Origin of the sequence: Bradyrhizobium sp. Arg237L (assembly GCF_029990105.1) — a bacterium.
In the GTDB taxonomy this organism is placed as follows: domain Bacteria; phylum Pseudomonadota; class Alphaproteobacteria; order Rhizobiales; family Xanthobacteraceae; genus Bradyrhizobium.
Genome location: NZ_JAQMIL010000092.1, coordinates 23181 through 37589 on the forward strand (window position 1 = coordinate 23181; position 14409 = coordinate 37589).

A 14409-nucleotide genomic window follows, 5' to 3' on the forward strand; every position below is an offset into this window, starting at 1 on the left:
CTCGGCGCGCGAACGGGTTGATCTGATCCACGACGTCCTGTCATTCCCCGCCACCGGGTCTCGCCTTCGGCGAGCCCGATGACAGGCTCCGTCGGGGAATCCAGTACGCTGCGGCCTCTCGGCTCAAGCACTGGCGTCTGTGGAATACTGGATCGCCCGGTCAAGCCGGGCGATGACGACAGCCATCCATGCCCCCACATCGCGCGATGGATTGCTTGCTCTAAAGGCTGGTCAACCCGCACTCGACGGCGAGGCGGACGAGCTGCGCATCGGTCCGCATGCCGGTCTTGGTCTTGATCAGGTAATGATAGTTCTGAACCGTCTTCATGCTGAGATTGAGGTTTGCGGCGATCTGCTCCGTGGTCGAGCCGGCAGCCAATTGTCGCAGGATCTCGATCTCCCGCTCCCCCAATTGGTCAAGGACTGATCCTGACGGAGTCAGGCTTTCCATCGCCAGGGCATGGGCGACATCATCGCTCATCGCATGTTCGCCACGCGCTACCGAACGGATCGCCGCGATCAGCACGGTCGGTTCATTGCTCTTGGTGACATAACCGCTTGCCCCGGCGCCAAAGGCGGCTTTCACCAGCGCCGCCTCGCTGTGCATGCTGAACACGAGAATGCGTGCGGCGACGCTGCGCTGCCGGATGTTCCTGATAGCTTCGAGCCCGCTGGCACCCGGCATCGAGATGTCCATCACCACGACATCAGGGGCGTGGGTCTTGAATGCGCGGTAGGCGTCGGCTGCGTTGTCGGCCTCAGCGACCACCCGGAAGTCGCCTTGATGCTCCAGGACGCGCCGATAGCCTTGCCGGACCACGGGATGGTCGTCGACAAGCAGGATCGAAATGCCATGGGTCTTCGGCGCCGGCATCAGGCGGCGAGTGGGATCGTGGCGGCGACGCTCAGGCCGCGCCTTGCACGCGCGATCGACAGCGAGCCGCCGAGAGCGGTTACTCGCTCGCGTATTCCGGTCAGGCCGAAGCCGACGGACTGCGCCACCTTGGCGGCATCGCCGCCGCCGTCGTCCTCGACGCGAACCAGCAGCGCATTTTCCACACCCGTCCGCCGCTCGATCCGAAGCACGATCTCGCGCGCCGCACTGTGGCGCAACGAGTTGGTCAGGCATTCCTGAGCCACACGATAGGCGGTCGCGGCGACCGCGCCTCGCACGTCGGCGAAATCGCCTTTGAGGTCGAGCTGGATCATCGGCTGCGTCGCGTTCTGCGATCGCCAGCTATCAACGAGGTTGATGAGGCTCGCCTCCAGCCCGAGTTCCTCGGCGGGCGGGTGGCGCAGGCGGTTCAGCGTGCCGCGCAGGCAAGCCATGATGTGCAGCGTGGCCTGCGAGATCATCCGCGCATCCTGCGCGACGTCGCCTCGGTCCTGCTCCTGCGCGCTGGCCGCTTCGATCGTGTTGGCGAAGGCCAGGATCGCCGCGAGATTTTGTCCGAACTCATCGTGCAGTTCGCGCGCAAGCACGCGCCGCTCGTCGCTGCGGATTTCAAGCAGCCGGCGGGTCAGGACGGCCCGTTCTTCCGTGGCCTGCGCGAGGCGATCTCCGAGGTCGCTGACGGCCTGCCCAATCATGGCAAGTTCCATCGAGCGGAAGCGCGGAAGCGATGTTCGATATTGACCGTTCGCCATGCGCTGCAGTGCGGTAACGATCAACTGCGCCGGAGCCAGTGCATGCGCAATCGCGAGCGAGGCAAGCAGGGCGATGGCCACCGCCATCAGCAGCGCGACGTGGACGTTGTCGAGGATGTGCTGCCAGGCGAGCGATATCGCGGCGTCAGGATCGGCAATGGCCGTGACCGTGCCTGCAGTGGTCGAGCGCGCACTTATCGGCCGGGCGACCGCGGCGTGGTCGCCAAGGAATGTCTCCACGGCGGCTGCGAACCAGTGCGGTGGAGATGCGCCGATCCCTTTGCTCTGGCCGCAAAGCGGATTCTCGAACTCGCCCTTCGGTTCAAACTGGACGCAGACGCCCGGCGAAATCAGGCTCATCGTCTGAGTGGTGCGCCATTCCGGTACCGGCAAAAGGTGTTCGCGTGTCCTGTTGCCGCGCAACAGCAATTCGCGCCAGTAGAGCGCTTCCAGCGCTTGCGAGACCCGTTCGGCGGATGCGGCCGTGGCGCGGTCGACACTGTGATAGGCGTCGATCGTCGCCCAAACGGTCGCGCCTCCCAGACACAAGATGACGATGACGAGCAGACGGGCGACGAGCTGGAGCACGAGGCGCATGCGATCACTCCGCGGCTTCTAGAGCGTTTTCGAGCGAAGTGGACACCGATTCGCGTGAAGAAAACGCGTCGAAACAACAATCTGGAGCGTAACAGCACCGCTATTCGGCGCCAATTGCAAGATGGCGGGTGAGGAGAAGCTCGGGAAATTTTCCCAGCGAACCGCAGGCATATGTCTTTGGACGCAAGCTGCCGCCTCGGATTAACAAAGCCGGGGACCGTTTGCGGGCCGTCGCTCTTGGCCGCCCTCAGGGAGCAAAGCTGCATGAGTGCCACGGTTGGCGCCGAGACCACCTTGCCCGGCAAGGATACTTCGGAGCGAAGTGTCCTGTTGCTATGGATGATCTTCACGGGGCTTTCGATCTTCGCCGCCGTGCTGCTGTGGCGATACGGGTTGCTGCATCTCATGGTCACCTCGGATCGCACCTACATTTCGAGCCTGATCGCCGTTCTCTACGTCATCACCTGCCTCCATTGTTTCTGGCGGACGCGAGCGATCGCGCGCGAAGGCGAGGCGGCCAGACGCTGCCGCGCGATCCTGTCCACTCCCGGCGCCGCGAGGAGGCTCGACGAGAATGCGCGCGCTCTGCCTGGAGGGCTCGTCAGCGACCACATCCGCAACCTGGTGAAGAAGGCCGCGGCGCAGACCACCGGCCGCATCGATCAGACGCTGCTGCTCAGGTCGCTGGCGGACCGGCTGCGCGGCTCCAACGCCTTCGGCGCCTTCGTTTCCGATACGCTGATGAAGCTCGGGCTGCTCGGGACCATCATCGGCTTCATCATCATGCTGGCGCCGATCGCAACTCTCGATGCCGCCGACAAGGTCGCGATGCGATCGTCGATGGGGCTGATGAGCGACGGCATGGCGGTAGCCATGTACACGACGCTGGCCGGCCTGATCGGATCGATCCTCGTCAGGATTCAATACTACATGCTCGATGCCGCGACCCAGCGGGTGTTTTCTGATGCCGTCATGTTGACCGAGACGCACGTCACCCCGGCCTTGGAACACCATCATGATGGATGAGTTCGGCCTCTATCCGCGGGAGGAAAATTTCGATCCGCTCGGCGTGATGCTGTTCAAGGCGCTGCAGGTCGTCGCCTTCCTGTTCTTCCTCGCGTTGCTTGCGGTCTCGCCGGAGTCGAAGGAGGGCAAGATCGACTCCAAGGCTGAATTCATCATCACGATGGACTGGCCGGACAATCACCCTGATGATTTCGATCTGTTCGTGCAGGATCCCGCCGGCAATATCGCCTGGTATCGTCGCCGCGAAGCCGGCTTCCTCACGCTCGACCGCGACGATCGTGGCGGCGCCAACGATTTCATCATCGTCAACGGCAAGAAGATTCCGTCGCCAATCCGCGAGGAGATCGTCACCGTGCGCGGCATCATCCCCGGCGAATACACCGTCAATATTTCGCATTTCCAGGCGACGACCGGGCAGCCAGTTCCGGTCAGCGTGAAGGTGCAGAAGCTCAATCCGACCGCCCAGGTGATCTTCGACAACAAGTTGACGCTCGATCACACCGGCGATGAGAAAACCGCGCTGCGTTTCTGGGTCGATGCCGAAGGCAAGGTGGTCGACGTCCAGCAGCGGCAGAAATCATTGATGGAGACGTTCCGCAACGTGCGCGCAAACGGCGCGGATCTCGATCCGAAGACAGGCGTCAGGATGTCTCGCCCGTGAACAATCTCCAGTCGGTCATCCTCTCGCTCTCGATCAGCTATGCGCTGATCGGCGCGCTATTGCTCGTCATCCTGGTCTATGCACGCTTGCCCTGGTCGGCCAAGGCGATTGCGGTCGTCGTGACCAGCGCATTCTATATTGCGAGCTTTATGGGCGTGCGCGGCCTGCTGGGCTGGGCCAGCGTCGACAGGTTGCCGGCCTCGTTCAAGCTGTTGCAAGCACGCATCGTGGAGCCGCACTCGCTGGAGGGCGACCCCGGCTCGATCTATCTTTGGGTCGAGACCCTCGACGAAGACAACCGGCCGAGCGCCATCCCCAGAGCCTACCGCATCCCCTACAGCGACTCGCTGGCGCAGAAGACCGACAAGGCCATCACCGAGATTGCCGCCGGCCGTCCCCAGGGCGGGCGGGCCGCGGATTTTGGCACCGGCGAGGGCGGCCTGATCGCGGCGGCCAGGGAATACATCACCCCGAGCGCCGTGATCGAGACGTCGGGTGGCGATCCCTCGACCGGCGGGGCGCTGATGGCTGCCCCAGACCCCGGCGACGGTGTGTCATTTACCCCGCTGCTGCCGCCGCGAATGCCGCCGAAGGACGAGCAATAGGTTCCTAGATACCGATAGAGCTGTCTCACGGAAACGGACCGCCGGACGGAGGGCTCGGCCGCTGCGTTCCGCACCTGACAAACGTCAATCACGGGTTATTGAGTAACAGATATTGTAATCTGTCAGTCAGACATGCTATATCCACCTCCGGACGCCGGATGGGGCGCCCCGTGGCTCGCGGCCGCGAAAGGCTTGATCCGGTAGAGTACGAGTACCGGTTTCAGGCCAAAGCGCCGGCCACGGACTTGCCGGAGACTACGATGATGACGATCGAGATTTTGCATTTGACTGAACAGATCCAGCGCTGGCTCAATCAGCAGGTGGCTCGCCACTTGGCGGCCCAAGCGGAGAAATTGGCCCGCTAACTGGAATAGGATTGCCTTAACGACCGGCCAGGCCGTTTTGCGATGCGCCTGACCGCCGGAGTGGAAATGCCCAATAGCTGGGGATAGGGTGGAGCCATGAACGAAGCAGTCGTCTTGACCCCTGAACGTATCCTGGAGGTCACCGAGGACGTCCTGCGTCGCTACGGGCTCGCCAAGGCGACCGTGGTGGACGTTGCCCGTGCGCTCGATGTGAGCCACGGCAGTGTCTACCGGCACTTCCCAAGCAAGGCTTCGCTCCGTGAAGCGGTGGCAAAACGCTGGCTCGACCGGGCCAAGGCCCCGCTGCAGGAGATCGCAGTGAGTACCGGCCCTGCGCAGGCCCGGCTCGACCGGTGGCTGCGCACGCTGTTCGCAACCAAACAAGCCAGGTTTGCCGACGATCCGGAGATGTTCCGCACCTATCTGACGCTGGCGCGCGAGGCTTGTGTTGTGGTCAAGGGCCACAAGGAATGCCTGACCGATCAGATCGCGCATATCCTGTCCGATGGCGTCGAGCAGGGCGTGTTCGAGGTCAAGGATCCCAAGGCAACGGCCCGCGCGATTTTCGAGGCGACGAGAAGCCTTCATCACCCGGCCCATGCCGACGAATGGGGTGATCCGGACCTGCAGGAGCGCACCGACGCGTTGCTGGCACTGCTGTTCCGCGGGCTCGAAGCCTGTCCTAAGCGCTAACACGTAGTTTCGCGACCGATTCTCCCGGTCCATTTGCGGGCGACTTTCGCTCGTGTTTGATATCCATCAAGACAGATGTGGTTGGGCCCGCCAGGATTGGCTGGGGAGGATGATGTGCGGCTCGCGCTGTTTGCGGATATCCACGGCAATCGGCAGGCGTTTGGTGCCTGCCTTGAGGCTGCGCGTGCGCAAGGCGCGGAGAAGTTCATCCTTCTCGGCGATTTCGTCGGCTATGGCGCCGACCCCGAATGGACCGTGGACACCGTTATGGGGCTGGTCGAGGACGGCGCGATCGCCGTTCGCGGCAACCATGACAGCGCCATCGGCATCGACAAAGACGCGATGAACGCCGAAGCCCAGGCGGTGATCGAGTGGACCCGCGGCAAGCTCAGCGCGGCGCAGCGGCGCTTCCTCGCCGAACTGCCCCTGGAGCAGCAGGAGGACGACCGCCTCTACGTCCATTCCGAGGCGTCGAACCCGACCAGATGGCGCTACGTGCGCGACGCGTCGGACGCTGCGCGCAGCATGATGGCTGCAGATGCTCCAATCACCTTTTGCGGCCATATCCATCGTCCCGCGCTCTATTCGATGTCGGCGACGGCGAAGATGACGAGCTTTGTGCCGACGACGGGTGTAGCCGTGCAGCTTTTGGTGGGCCGGCGCTGGCTTGCGGTGCTCGGCTCCGTCGGCCAGCCCCGCGACGGCATTCCCGCAGCCGCCTTCTCCATGTTCGACACCGAGAGGCGAGAGATCACTTATTGTCGTGCCCCCTATGATATCGAGGCGGCGGCAGCCCGGATCCGCGACAATGGCCTGCCGGGCTGGCTGGCCGATCGCCTGTTTGTCGGCCGATAGCAGATGGCGACAATTTTCATGCAGCCGGGCACCGTCATCGATGGCTTCACCATTGGCGAGTGCGTGCATCGCGGCGGCATGGCGACGCTGTGGAGCGTCACCCATCCGGGCATCGACGTGCCGCTGCTGATGAAGGTCCCGCGGGTCTCGGAAGGTGAGGATCCCGCCGCCATCGTCAGCTTCGAGATGGAGCAGATGATCCTGCCGCGATTGTCCGGGCCGCATGTGCCGGCCTGCTTCGGCACCGGCGATTTCGCGCGCCAGGCCTATGTCGTGATCGAACGCATCCCGGGCCAGACGCTGTACAAGCGGCTGGACGATCTGCCGATCGCTTACGAGGAGGCGAGGGGGCTCGGGATCAAGATCGCCGCTGCGCTGTCGGCGCTGCATCGGCAGAACGTCATCCATCACGACATCAAGCCGAGCAGCATCATGTTCCGCGAGAGCGGAGAGACGGTGCTGATCGATTTCGGCCTGTCGCATCACGAACATCTGCCCGATCTGCTGCAGGAAGAATTTCGCCTGCCTTACGGCACCGCGCCGTATATGGCGCCGGAGCGCCTGCTCGGGGTGCGCGACGATCCGCGCAGCGATCTGTTTTCGCTCGGCGTGCTCCTGTATTTCTTCACCACCGGGGTGCGGCCGTTCGGCGAGAGCGAAACGCTGCGCGGCATGCGTCGGCGGCTGTGGCGCGATCCCTATCCGCCGCGCAAGCTCAGGGGCGACTATCCGCCCTGGCTGCAGGAGATCGTCCTGCGATGCCTGGAGATCGAGCCCGCCTGGCGCTATCCGACCGCCTCGCAGGTCGCCTTCGATCTCGGCAACCCCGACCAGGTCAAGCTGACGGCGCGCGCGGAGCGGCGCGACCGCGATCCGTTCGCGACGGTGATGCGCCGTCGCTTCAACCGCGGGGCGTGGCAGCCGCAGCCGAAGTCCGACGTCGCCGTGCAACTGGCGTCGAGCCCGATCCTGGTGGTTGCGATCGATACCATGGAGACATCGGGCCCGCTGAACGAGGCCTTGCGTGTCACCGCGCAGCGGATTCTCGCGACCCTGCCGCAGGCCCGGCTCGCATGCGTCAACGTGCTCAAGCTCGGCCTCGTCACCATCGACCGGACACTGGATGAGAAGGGCAACAACAAGCATGTCGACCGCCTGGTCGCGCTGCGGCACTGGGCGTCGTCGCTGAAGCTCGACGAGAACCGGCTGTCGGTGCATGTGCTGGAGGCGATCGATCCCGCGGCGGCGATCCTGGAATTCGCGGAGGCCAATCAGGTCGATCACATCGTGATCGGCGCGCGACAGGACTCCATGCTGCGGACGCTGCTCGGCAGCGTCTCGGCGAAAGTGGCGTCGGAGGCGCCGTGCACGGTCACCGTGGTGCGCCCGCCACGGGAAAGCTAGATCGCTTCGCCGCGCGCTAGCGCCGCCGCGTTGCGGATCGCGGAGATGTTGGCCTTGTACGCCTCCATCGTGCCGCCCTTGAACACGGCCGAGCCTGCGACAAACGCATTGGCGCCGGCGGCTGCCAGTTCCCCTGATACATCGGGCGCGACGCCGCCGTCGACCTCGATGTCGATCGGCCGGCCGGCGGTCATCGCCCTGACGTCGCTGACCTTGCCGAGCGACGAACGGATGAACGCCTGGCCGCCAAATCCCGGATTGACCGACATCACCAGCACAAGGTCGATCAGGTCGAGCACATGCTCGATCGCGCTCACGGGCGTCGCCGGATTGATCGAGACGCCCGCCTTCTTGCCGAGCCCGCGGATTGCCTGCAGCGAACGATGCAGATGCGGGCCGGCCTCCGCATGCACCGTGATGTGGTCGCAGCCGGCCTTCGCGAACGCCTCGAGATAGGGATCGCAGGGCGAGATCATCAAATGCGCATCGAAGATCTTCTTGGTGTGCGGGCGCATCGCCTTGATGACGTCGGGGCCATAGGAAATGTTCGGCACGAAATGCCCGTCCATGACGTCGAGATGAATCCAGTCGGCGCCGGCCTGGTCGACGGCGCGGACTTCCTCGCCGAGTTTCGAGAAATCCGAGGCCAGGATCGACGGCGCGATCACCAGCGGACGTGGCGTGAAGGGCTGGGACATGGACGCTCTCCGAAGGCATCTCTGTAGCAAGCGGGATGGTTCCGCCTAACATGCATGCCGGTAGCGGGCAATGCACAGGAGGGAAGTCGCGGGCAGGAAAAAACTGCCGCAGCGGCAGCAATTGCCGGCTGCCGCGAACCCGTTTGTGTGCGGGAAATGCCGATTTTAAAGGGCTTTTCGCCATGGCACGGCGCTTGCTCGCTAGCTTTGCAGGCGTTGGGCCGCCGCTCACGCTGTATTGTCGGAGTTCCCTCTCATGCTGTTCGCCCTTGGCGCTGCGTCGTCGGCTATCGATCTCCTGAAGTCGCTGACGTCGTCGAAGACGTCGCAGGCAAAGTCCACCGGCCTGACCCAGGACGCCGGCAACATCTTCGATATTTCCGGCGCGACGACGGCGCCGACCGGCGCGGCCCCGAGTTCCGGATCGGCCGGCAGCAGCTCTGCGCCGATCGCCCCGGAGACGATGAGCGCGCTGCTCGATGCGCAGAGCCAGGCGTCGACCGGCACGGCTGCCTCGACCAAGAGTCGCTCGGATGCGCTGAAGGATTTGTTCGGGCAGATCGATGGCGACGGCAACGGCAAGATCACGAAATCCGAATTCGAGGATGCGCTCGGCGCCGGCGGGACCAATCTGGCGAAGGCCGATGACGTGTTCTCCAAGCTGGACAAGGATGGTAACGGCAGCGTCACGCTCGACGAGATGTCCTCGGCTTTGAAAGGCGGCTCCGGTCGTGGCTCCCACGTTCGTCATCACGGTGGCGGGGGTGGCGGCAGTGCCGATGCGCTGATGCAGGCGCTCGACGGCACCAGCGCTTCGGTTACCAACAGCGATGGATCGGTCACGACAACGACCACCTATGCCGACGGATCGAAGGTGACGGCGACCTCGGCTGCGAGCTCGTCGGCCGCGCGGGCTGCCACCTCGTCCTACAATTCCATCGACCAGTTGGTGCAGCGGCAGGCCGTCGACCAACTGGAGCAGCGGCAGGCCAGCCCTATCTCGGCGCAGGCCTGGGCCTCGCTCTCGGTCAGCGCGTAAGCTCCCGGTTTGCATCACAGGTCTAGCCGAACCGGTCCTGCCAGCTCGGCAACGCATCGGGGAAGGGCAGTGCAGTCGCCGCATAGACGCCACGCGCGATCGCGCGGGCCACGGCGTTGGCGGCGTGCATGCCGAGTTCGGTGAGGCCGAACAAAGGATCGATCGGCTTCTCGCCGGTCGCCGCGGCAAACACCACGTCGCCGTCAAGCGGCGCATGCACCGGATAGATCGCCCGCGCCATGCCGGTCTGCGCGATCATCGCCAGCCGCTTGGCCTGTGACTTCGTCAGCGTGGCGTCGGTCACGACGACGACCAGCGTGGTGTTCTCGCCGGATGTCGCCGCCGGCCCGCCCTTCAGCCGCGCCTTCAACATATCAGGCGTGAATGCGGCCGGCAGACCACGCCCGCCGAATTCCCCGTCGACCTCGAAGGGGGCGGCCCAGAACCACGGGCCGTCGCCGACCGTGACGGCGCCGACCGCATTGACGACGGCCAGTGCGGCAACCGTCACGCCGTCATCGGTTCGCGCCGACGCCGATCCCAGTCCGCCCTTCAGGTTGGACGTGGTCGCGCCCATGCCGGCGCCGACGCTGCCGAGCCGGAAATCGCTGCCGGCCGCAGCCGCCGCGGCATAGGCGAGATCGCGATAGGGCGGGAACCGTCCCCACGCCTTGTTGCCGCCGTTCAAGAGATCGAAGCAGATCGCACCGGGCACGATCGGGATCACGGCCTCGCGAATCCGCAAACCCCGGCCTTGCTCGACAAGCCAGGCCTGCACGCCGCCGGCAGCATCGAGGCCGAGGGCGGAGCCGCCGGACAGCGCGATCGCGTCCACCGCATCGACGGTATTGTGCGGCTGCAGCAGTGCGTCGTCGCGCGTGCCGGGGCCGCCGCCGCGCACGTCGATCGACGCCACGGCAGGCTTGTCAAAGATGATCGCGGTGACGCCGGAGGCGATCGAGGCGTCGTCGGCATGGCCGACGCGGACGCCTGCGATATCGGTGAGGAGATTTTTCAAAGCGCACGTCCTCTTCTCATCCTATTGACTGATATAGCGGCCAAGCATGACGCATCAACTGCCAAGCGCGAGCCGGATCATCTTGGCAAGCTCCGACTTGCGGTAGGGTTTCGCCAGCAGCAGCACGCCGGAATCGAGCCGTCCGTGATGGACGATCGCGTTCTCTGTGTAGCCCGACGTGTACAGCGTCTTGAGCCCAGGCCGCCGCTTCAGCGCCTCGTCGACGAGCTGACGTCCGTTCATGGCGCCGGGCATGATGACGTCGGTGAAGAGGAGGTCGATCGGCGCGCCGGTATCGATGATGTTGAGCGCCTCGGCGGCATTGGCCGCCTCGAGCGTCGCGTAGCCGAGGCTTGTGATCTGGGTCACGACGTATTTGCGCACCAGCGCGTCGTCCTCGACCACCAGGATGACTTCATTTCCGCCTTGGACATTGGCGGACTGCTGCGCTTCCACGACGGTCTGGGCGAGGCCGGTCGCGCGCGGCAGATACATCTTGACCGAGGTGCCGTGGCGTTCCTCGCTGTAGATCTTGATGTGGCCGCCCGACTGCTTGACGAAGCCGAACACCATTGAAAGGCCGAGCCCGGTGCCCTTGCCGACTTCCTTGGTGGTGAAGAAGGGATCGAACACTTTTTCCAGCAGATGGGTGGGAATGCCGGTGCCGCTGTCGCTGACGGCGACCATGACGTAATGGCCGACTGTGACCTCGCTGTGCATGCTGGCATAGCCCTCGTCGAGATAGACGTTGCGGCTTTCGAGCGCCAGCTTGCCGCCGCGGGGCATGGCATCGCGCGCATTCAGCGCGAGATTGAGGATTGCCGCGGTGAGCTGGTTCGGATCGACCATTGCCGTCCAGGCGTCCTCGGCCAGCATCGGCGTGACCTCGATATGCTCGCCGAGCGTCGGACGCAGCAGCTTCGCCGCCTCCAGGATCAGCGCATTGATATCGACATCGACTGGCTGCAGCGGCTGCTTGCGGGCGAAGGCGAGCAGGTGCTTGGTCAGGTTGGCGCCGCGCTCGGCGGCTTCGTCGATCAACCGGGCGATGGCGACGAGGTCGGGCCGGTCGGAGACCGCTTCTTCCAGGATGCCGATGGTGCCGGTGATGACGGTCAGGATGTTGTTGAAGTCATGGGCGACGCCGCCGGTGAGCTGGCCGACCGCGTCCATCTTCTGCACCTGCCGGATCTGTGCTTCGGCGGCCTGCTTCTCGGTGAGATCACGGCCGATGAAGAAATAGCGCTTGACCGGCTCCGAATAGGTTGCGGACCAGTTGAGCGACACCACTTCGCCGTCCTTGCGGATCAGGCGCGTCTCGAAACTGCGCTTGCTCTGGCCGCGCCGGCCGGCGCGCATCTCGTTGCGGGTATTTTCGAGATCGTCCGGATGAACAAACTCGACCGCGGAACGTCCGACCATCTCGGCAGGATCGTAGCCCACAATGGTCTTGGCGCTCGGACTGACCTGGACGAAATTGCCCTGCTTGTCGGTCACCGACAGGAAATCCTGCGAGGTCTCGAAGATGCGCTGCCGCTCTTCGATCTCCTGGTTGAGCGCCTTCTGCGTCCGCCTGCGTTCGGTGATGTCGTGCGCGATCTTGGACGCGCCGACGATCTCGCCCGTCGCAGACAGCAGTGGTGAGACACTGAGCGAGACGTCGATCGGCTTGCCGCTCTTGTGCAGCCGCTGCGTCTCATAGTGCGCGAGCTTTTCGCCGCTCCCGATCCGCGTGAGGATGTCGTCGATTTCGCCGCGACGGTCGGGCGGCACGATGATGTCGATATGCTGGCCGACCGCCGTGGCTGCCGGATAGCCGAACAGGCGCTCCGCAGCCGGATTCCAGGCGGTGATGGTGCCGTCGAGCGATTTGGTGATGATGGCGTCGTTGGAGGATTGCACGACCGCGCTGAACAGCCGCTCGCGTTCGGCATGGTGGTCGCGTTCGGTGGCGACCTGGCGGCGGACCACACCCAAAAGCCGCGACATCTGCGCCTGCAGCGCGACATTATCGATCAACAACACTGCGAGCACGAAACTGGCGGCGCACAATCCGTAGATACGCCCGGCATAGAAACCGAGATCGAATCTCGCCACGTTGAGCATGGCCGACAGCGCGATGTCGAACAGCCAGGCGCACAGCACGACCATGAGCCAGATGTCGATGACGGAATGCGGTTTCCGGAACCACAGCGCGCCAATCGCGGCGGCACAGAGGAACAGCACCGTCGAGACCACGCCGATCATGACCGGCGTGTAGTGTCCGCCGCTCAAGAGGACGGGGAGGCGGTCGTGCTGGGCGGTGACGATCCAGGCGAACAGTGCCATCGCGACGACAACCGCCGCGACGCTGCCCATGATCGCCGACATCGTCGAGCCGCGGATCCGGGCGCCGTCGTCTCCCTTCGAAAGCGCGTAGCCGAGCACCATCAGCGGGAAGAAGCCGTGCCAGACAATGAAGAGCCAGACCGTGGTCTGTGAACCGGCGCCGAACAAGCCCGCCGGGGCAAACAGGCCCGGAAAAGTCAGCGCGTGGGTGACCGCAGCCGCGGCGGTGAAAAGATACCCGCTCGCGAGCAGCAGCATTGCCCGCCAGCGCAGGATGGCGAACTGCGAAAACAGCAACACCGCCGTGATGAGATCGTTGATCGCCAGCGCGGACTGGTAGCTCGCCACGAAGGCCGGCACCGGCGTCAGCGGCATCCCGGCGAATGGTATCGCAATAGCGAACAGCACGGCCGAGACGACGACCACCGCCAGCGCCACGTTGCGGTCGCCGCGCGAGGCCGGCATGGTTGAAAGGAAGAAGCTGCGGTCGTTACCCTTGAGCACTGATGGTCTCCTGGAAGGCGGTATCGAACGCAAGACAGGGGATCACGTCAAACCCGCGCGCGGGCTGTCCACACAAAGTGGAACATCCGGCCGCTCCATCCGTACCGGTGGGAAGGGAGGCTGTCTCCGCTGGCCTGGGGAGGGCAGAAATCAAAGTCCGATAAACCCGCTATGCGTCGCTTTGGTGCGACAAAAACCAATCGCTCGAAATCGATCCAAGGTTATCTGCTACCGGCAGGGAATTGAACCGGGCGCCCGTATCCAATTCAGGTAACCACCTCTTTACTGACAGGATAGATAATTCGCCTGATCACCTACTGCATAGCGTTTTCCACGATTAGGCTTCCCGCAGCCGGTCCCGGGGGTTTTCATGGCCCGAGTTCTCGTTGTCGACGACCAATCCGACGTGCGCGCGATGATCGCGATTGTGCTGCGCGTCAATCGTTTCGAGATTGTCGAGGCGGCATCCGCCGCGGAGGGAATCAAGGCGTTCGAAACGGCCAAATTCGATCTTGCGATCATCGACATCTTCCTGCAGGGCAAGAACGGTCTCGACCTCATGTCGATGATGCGTGACCGCCAGCCGGATTTTCCCATCGTCGCGATCTCCGGCATGACGGCGCTGGATTTCGTCGCTGAAGCGCCGGACCTGTCGAACGTGGTCTGCTTGCAGAAGCCGTTCCGTCCGAACGACCTGATGCGCGCCATCGAGAACGCGCGGCAGGCGGTTGCTGCCGTTGCGGTGCGCGCGGCGGTTTGATCGGGCGACCTCGCTCTATCGTCATTTCCTCGCCGCTGTTACGTCTCGCACCGGTGTCGTGCCTGCTTTCGCGGGGACGACGGAGAGAGCAGTCGTAGGGTGGGCAAAGGCGCACTTGCGCCGTGCCCACCATCCAGTGCTGTGCTCGCGATGGTGGGCACGCTTCCGCCTTCGCTCGTTGAGCTACGGCGGACAAGTCGCTTTGCCCA

13 protein-coding genes are annotated in these 14409 nt (G+C 64.2%); 8 read left to right on the forward strand and 5 right to left on the reverse strand.

All coding sequences use genetic code 11. The features are described from left to right. Window positions 1–220: 220 nt before the first annotated feature. Both OZ411_RS37770 and OZ411_RS37775 read right to left on the reverse strand, forming a co-directional pair. Window positions 221–874 (reverse strand): response regulator transcription factor, encoded by a 654-nt coding sequence (locus OZ411_RS37770; RefSeq protein ID WP_282531996.1) that lies wholly within the window; start codon window positions 872–874, stop codon window positions 221–223. Further along, entirely contained in the window at window positions 874–2244 is a 1371-nt protein-coding gene (locus OZ411_RS37775; protein ID WP_282531997.1) for a histidine kinase, read from the reverse strand. The genes OZ411_RS37770 and OZ411_RS37775 overlap by 1 nt, the downstream gene beginning before the upstream one ends. 264 nt (window positions 2245–2508) lie before the next feature. On the opposite strand from OZ411_RS37775, the gene OZ411_RS37780 reads away from it, so the two are divergent. The 6 genes from OZ411_RS37780 to OZ411_RS37805 all read left to right on the forward strand — a co-directional run bounded on the left by OZ411_RS37780 (window position 2509) and on the right by OZ411_RS37805 (window position 7853). Then, a complete protein-coding gene (locus OZ411_RS37780; protein ID WP_282531998.1) occupies window positions 2509–3270 on the forward strand; it encodes a MotA/TolQ/ExbB proton channel family protein in 762 nt (253 codons plus the stop codon). Continuing rightward, window positions 3260–3931 (forward strand): hypothetical protein, encoded by a 672-nt coding sequence (locus OZ411_RS37785; protein WP_282531999.1) that lies wholly within the window; start codon window positions 3260–3262, stop codon window positions 3929–3931. Before OZ411_RS37780 ends, OZ411_RS37785 begins: the two co-directional genes overlap by 11 nt. Continuing rightward, complete coding sequence (locus OZ411_RS37790; protein WP_282532000.1) at window positions 3928–4536, forward strand: hypothetical protein; 609 nt, start codon at window positions 3928–3930, stop codon at window positions 4534–4536. Before OZ411_RS37785 ends, OZ411_RS37790 begins: the two co-directional genes overlap by 4 nt. Window positions 4537–4997: 461 nt before the next feature. Beyond that, a complete protein-coding gene (locus OZ411_RS37795; protein WP_130580217.1) occupies window positions 4998–5594 on the forward strand; it encodes a TetR family transcriptional regulator in 597 nt (198 codons plus the stop codon). 114 nt (window positions 5595–5708) lie between these two features. Further along, window positions 5709–6449, forward strand: coding sequence for a metallophosphoesterase family protein (locus OZ411_RS37800; RefSeq protein WP_130580216.1), 741 nt, complete (start codon window positions 5709–5711; stop codon window positions 6447–6449). A 3-nt stretch (window positions 6450–6452) separates the two neighbouring features. Further along, complete coding sequence (locus OZ411_RS37805) at window positions 6453–7853, forward strand: bifunctional serine/threonine-protein kinase/universal stress protein (RefSeq protein ID WP_130580215.1); 1401 nt, start codon at window positions 6453–6455, stop codon at window positions 7851–7853. Here OZ411_RS37805 and rpe read toward each other — a convergent pair. Beyond that, on the reverse strand, window positions 7850–8551 hold the full coding sequence (gene rpe, locus OZ411_RS37810; RefSeq protein ID WP_130580214.1) for a ribulose-phosphate 3-epimerase: 702 nt from the start codon (window positions 8549–8551) through the stop codon (window positions 7850–7852). The two genes, OZ411_RS37805 and rpe, sit on opposite strands and share 4 nt — an antisense overlap. Window positions 8552–8807: 256 nt before the next feature. Between rpe and OZ411_RS37815 the strand changes: the two genes are divergently transcribed. Further along, window positions 8808–9590 carry an EF-hand domain-containing protein gene (locus OZ411_RS37815; RefSeq protein ID WP_282532001.1) on the forward strand — a complete coding sequence of 261 codons (783 nt, stop codon included), beginning with the start codon at window positions 8808–8810 and terminating at the stop codon, window positions 9588–9590. Between the two features lie 22 nt (window positions 9591–9612). Here the strand turns inward: OZ411_RS37815 and OZ411_RS37820 are convergent, their stop codons facing one another. Together OZ411_RS37820 and OZ411_RS37825 are read right to left on the reverse strand one after the other, a co-directional pair. Then, a complete protein-coding gene (locus OZ411_RS37820) occupies window positions 9613–10608 on the reverse strand; it encodes a P1 family peptidase (RefSeq protein WP_282532002.1) in 996 nt (331 codons plus the stop codon). 54 nt (window positions 10609–10662) lie between these two features. After that, the gene (locus OZ411_RS37825) at window positions 10663–13401 is read right to left on the reverse strand and encodes a PAS domain S-box protein (protein WP_282532007.1); all 2739 of its coding nucleotides are present in this window, start codon (window positions 13399–13401) and stop codon (window positions 10663–10665) included. A 409-nt stretch (window positions 13402–13810) separates the two neighbouring features. Between OZ411_RS37825 and OZ411_RS37830 the strand changes: the two genes are divergently transcribed. Then, entirely contained in the window at window positions 13811–14200 is a 390-nt protein-coding gene (locus OZ411_RS37830; RefSeq protein ID WP_282532003.1) for a response regulator, read from the forward strand. Window positions 14201–14409: the final 209 nt, after the last annotated feature.

Bases quoted from the DNA above. Each gene is read 5' to 3' on its own strand.
- OZ411_RS37770 (WP_282531996.1), bottom strand. From the start codon at position 874: ATGCCGGCGCCGAAGACCCATGGCATTTCGATCCTGCTTGTCGACGAC.
- OZ411_RS37775 (WP_282531997.1), bottom strand. From the start codon at position 2,244: ATGCGCCTCGTGCTCCAGCTCGTCGCCCGTCTGCTCGTCATCGTCATC.
- OZ411_RS37780 (WP_282531998.1), top strand. From the start codon at position 2,509: ATGAGTGCCACGGTTGGCGCCGAGACCACCTTGCCCGGCAAGGATACT.
- OZ411_RS37785 (WP_282531999.1), top strand. From the start codon at position 3,260: ATGATGGATGAGTTCGGCCTCTATCCGCGGGAGGAAAATTTCGATCCG.
- OZ411_RS37795 (WP_130580217.1), top strand. From the start codon at position 4,998: ATGAACGAAGCAGTCGTCTTGACCCCTGAACGTATCCTGGAGGTCACC.
- OZ411_RS37805 (WP_130580215.1), top strand. From the start codon at position 6,453: ATGGCGACAATTTTCATGCAGCCGGGCACCGTCATCGATGGCTTCACC.
- rpe (WP_130580214.1), bottom strand. From the start codon at position 8,551: ATGTCCCAGCCCTTCACGCCACGTCCGCTGGTGATCGCGCCGTCGATC.
- OZ411_RS37815 (WP_282532001.1), top strand. From the start codon at position 8,808: ATGCTGTTCGCCCTTGGCGCTGCGTCGTCGGCTATCGATCTCCTGAAG.
- OZ411_RS37825 (WP_282532007.1), bottom strand. From the start codon at position 13,401: ATGCCGGCCTCGCGCGGCGACCGCAACGTGGCGCTGGCGGTGGTCGTC.
- OZ411_RS37830 (WP_282532003.1), top strand. From the start codon at position 13,811: ATGGCCCGAGTTCTCGTTGTCGACGACCAATCCGACGTGCGCGCGATG.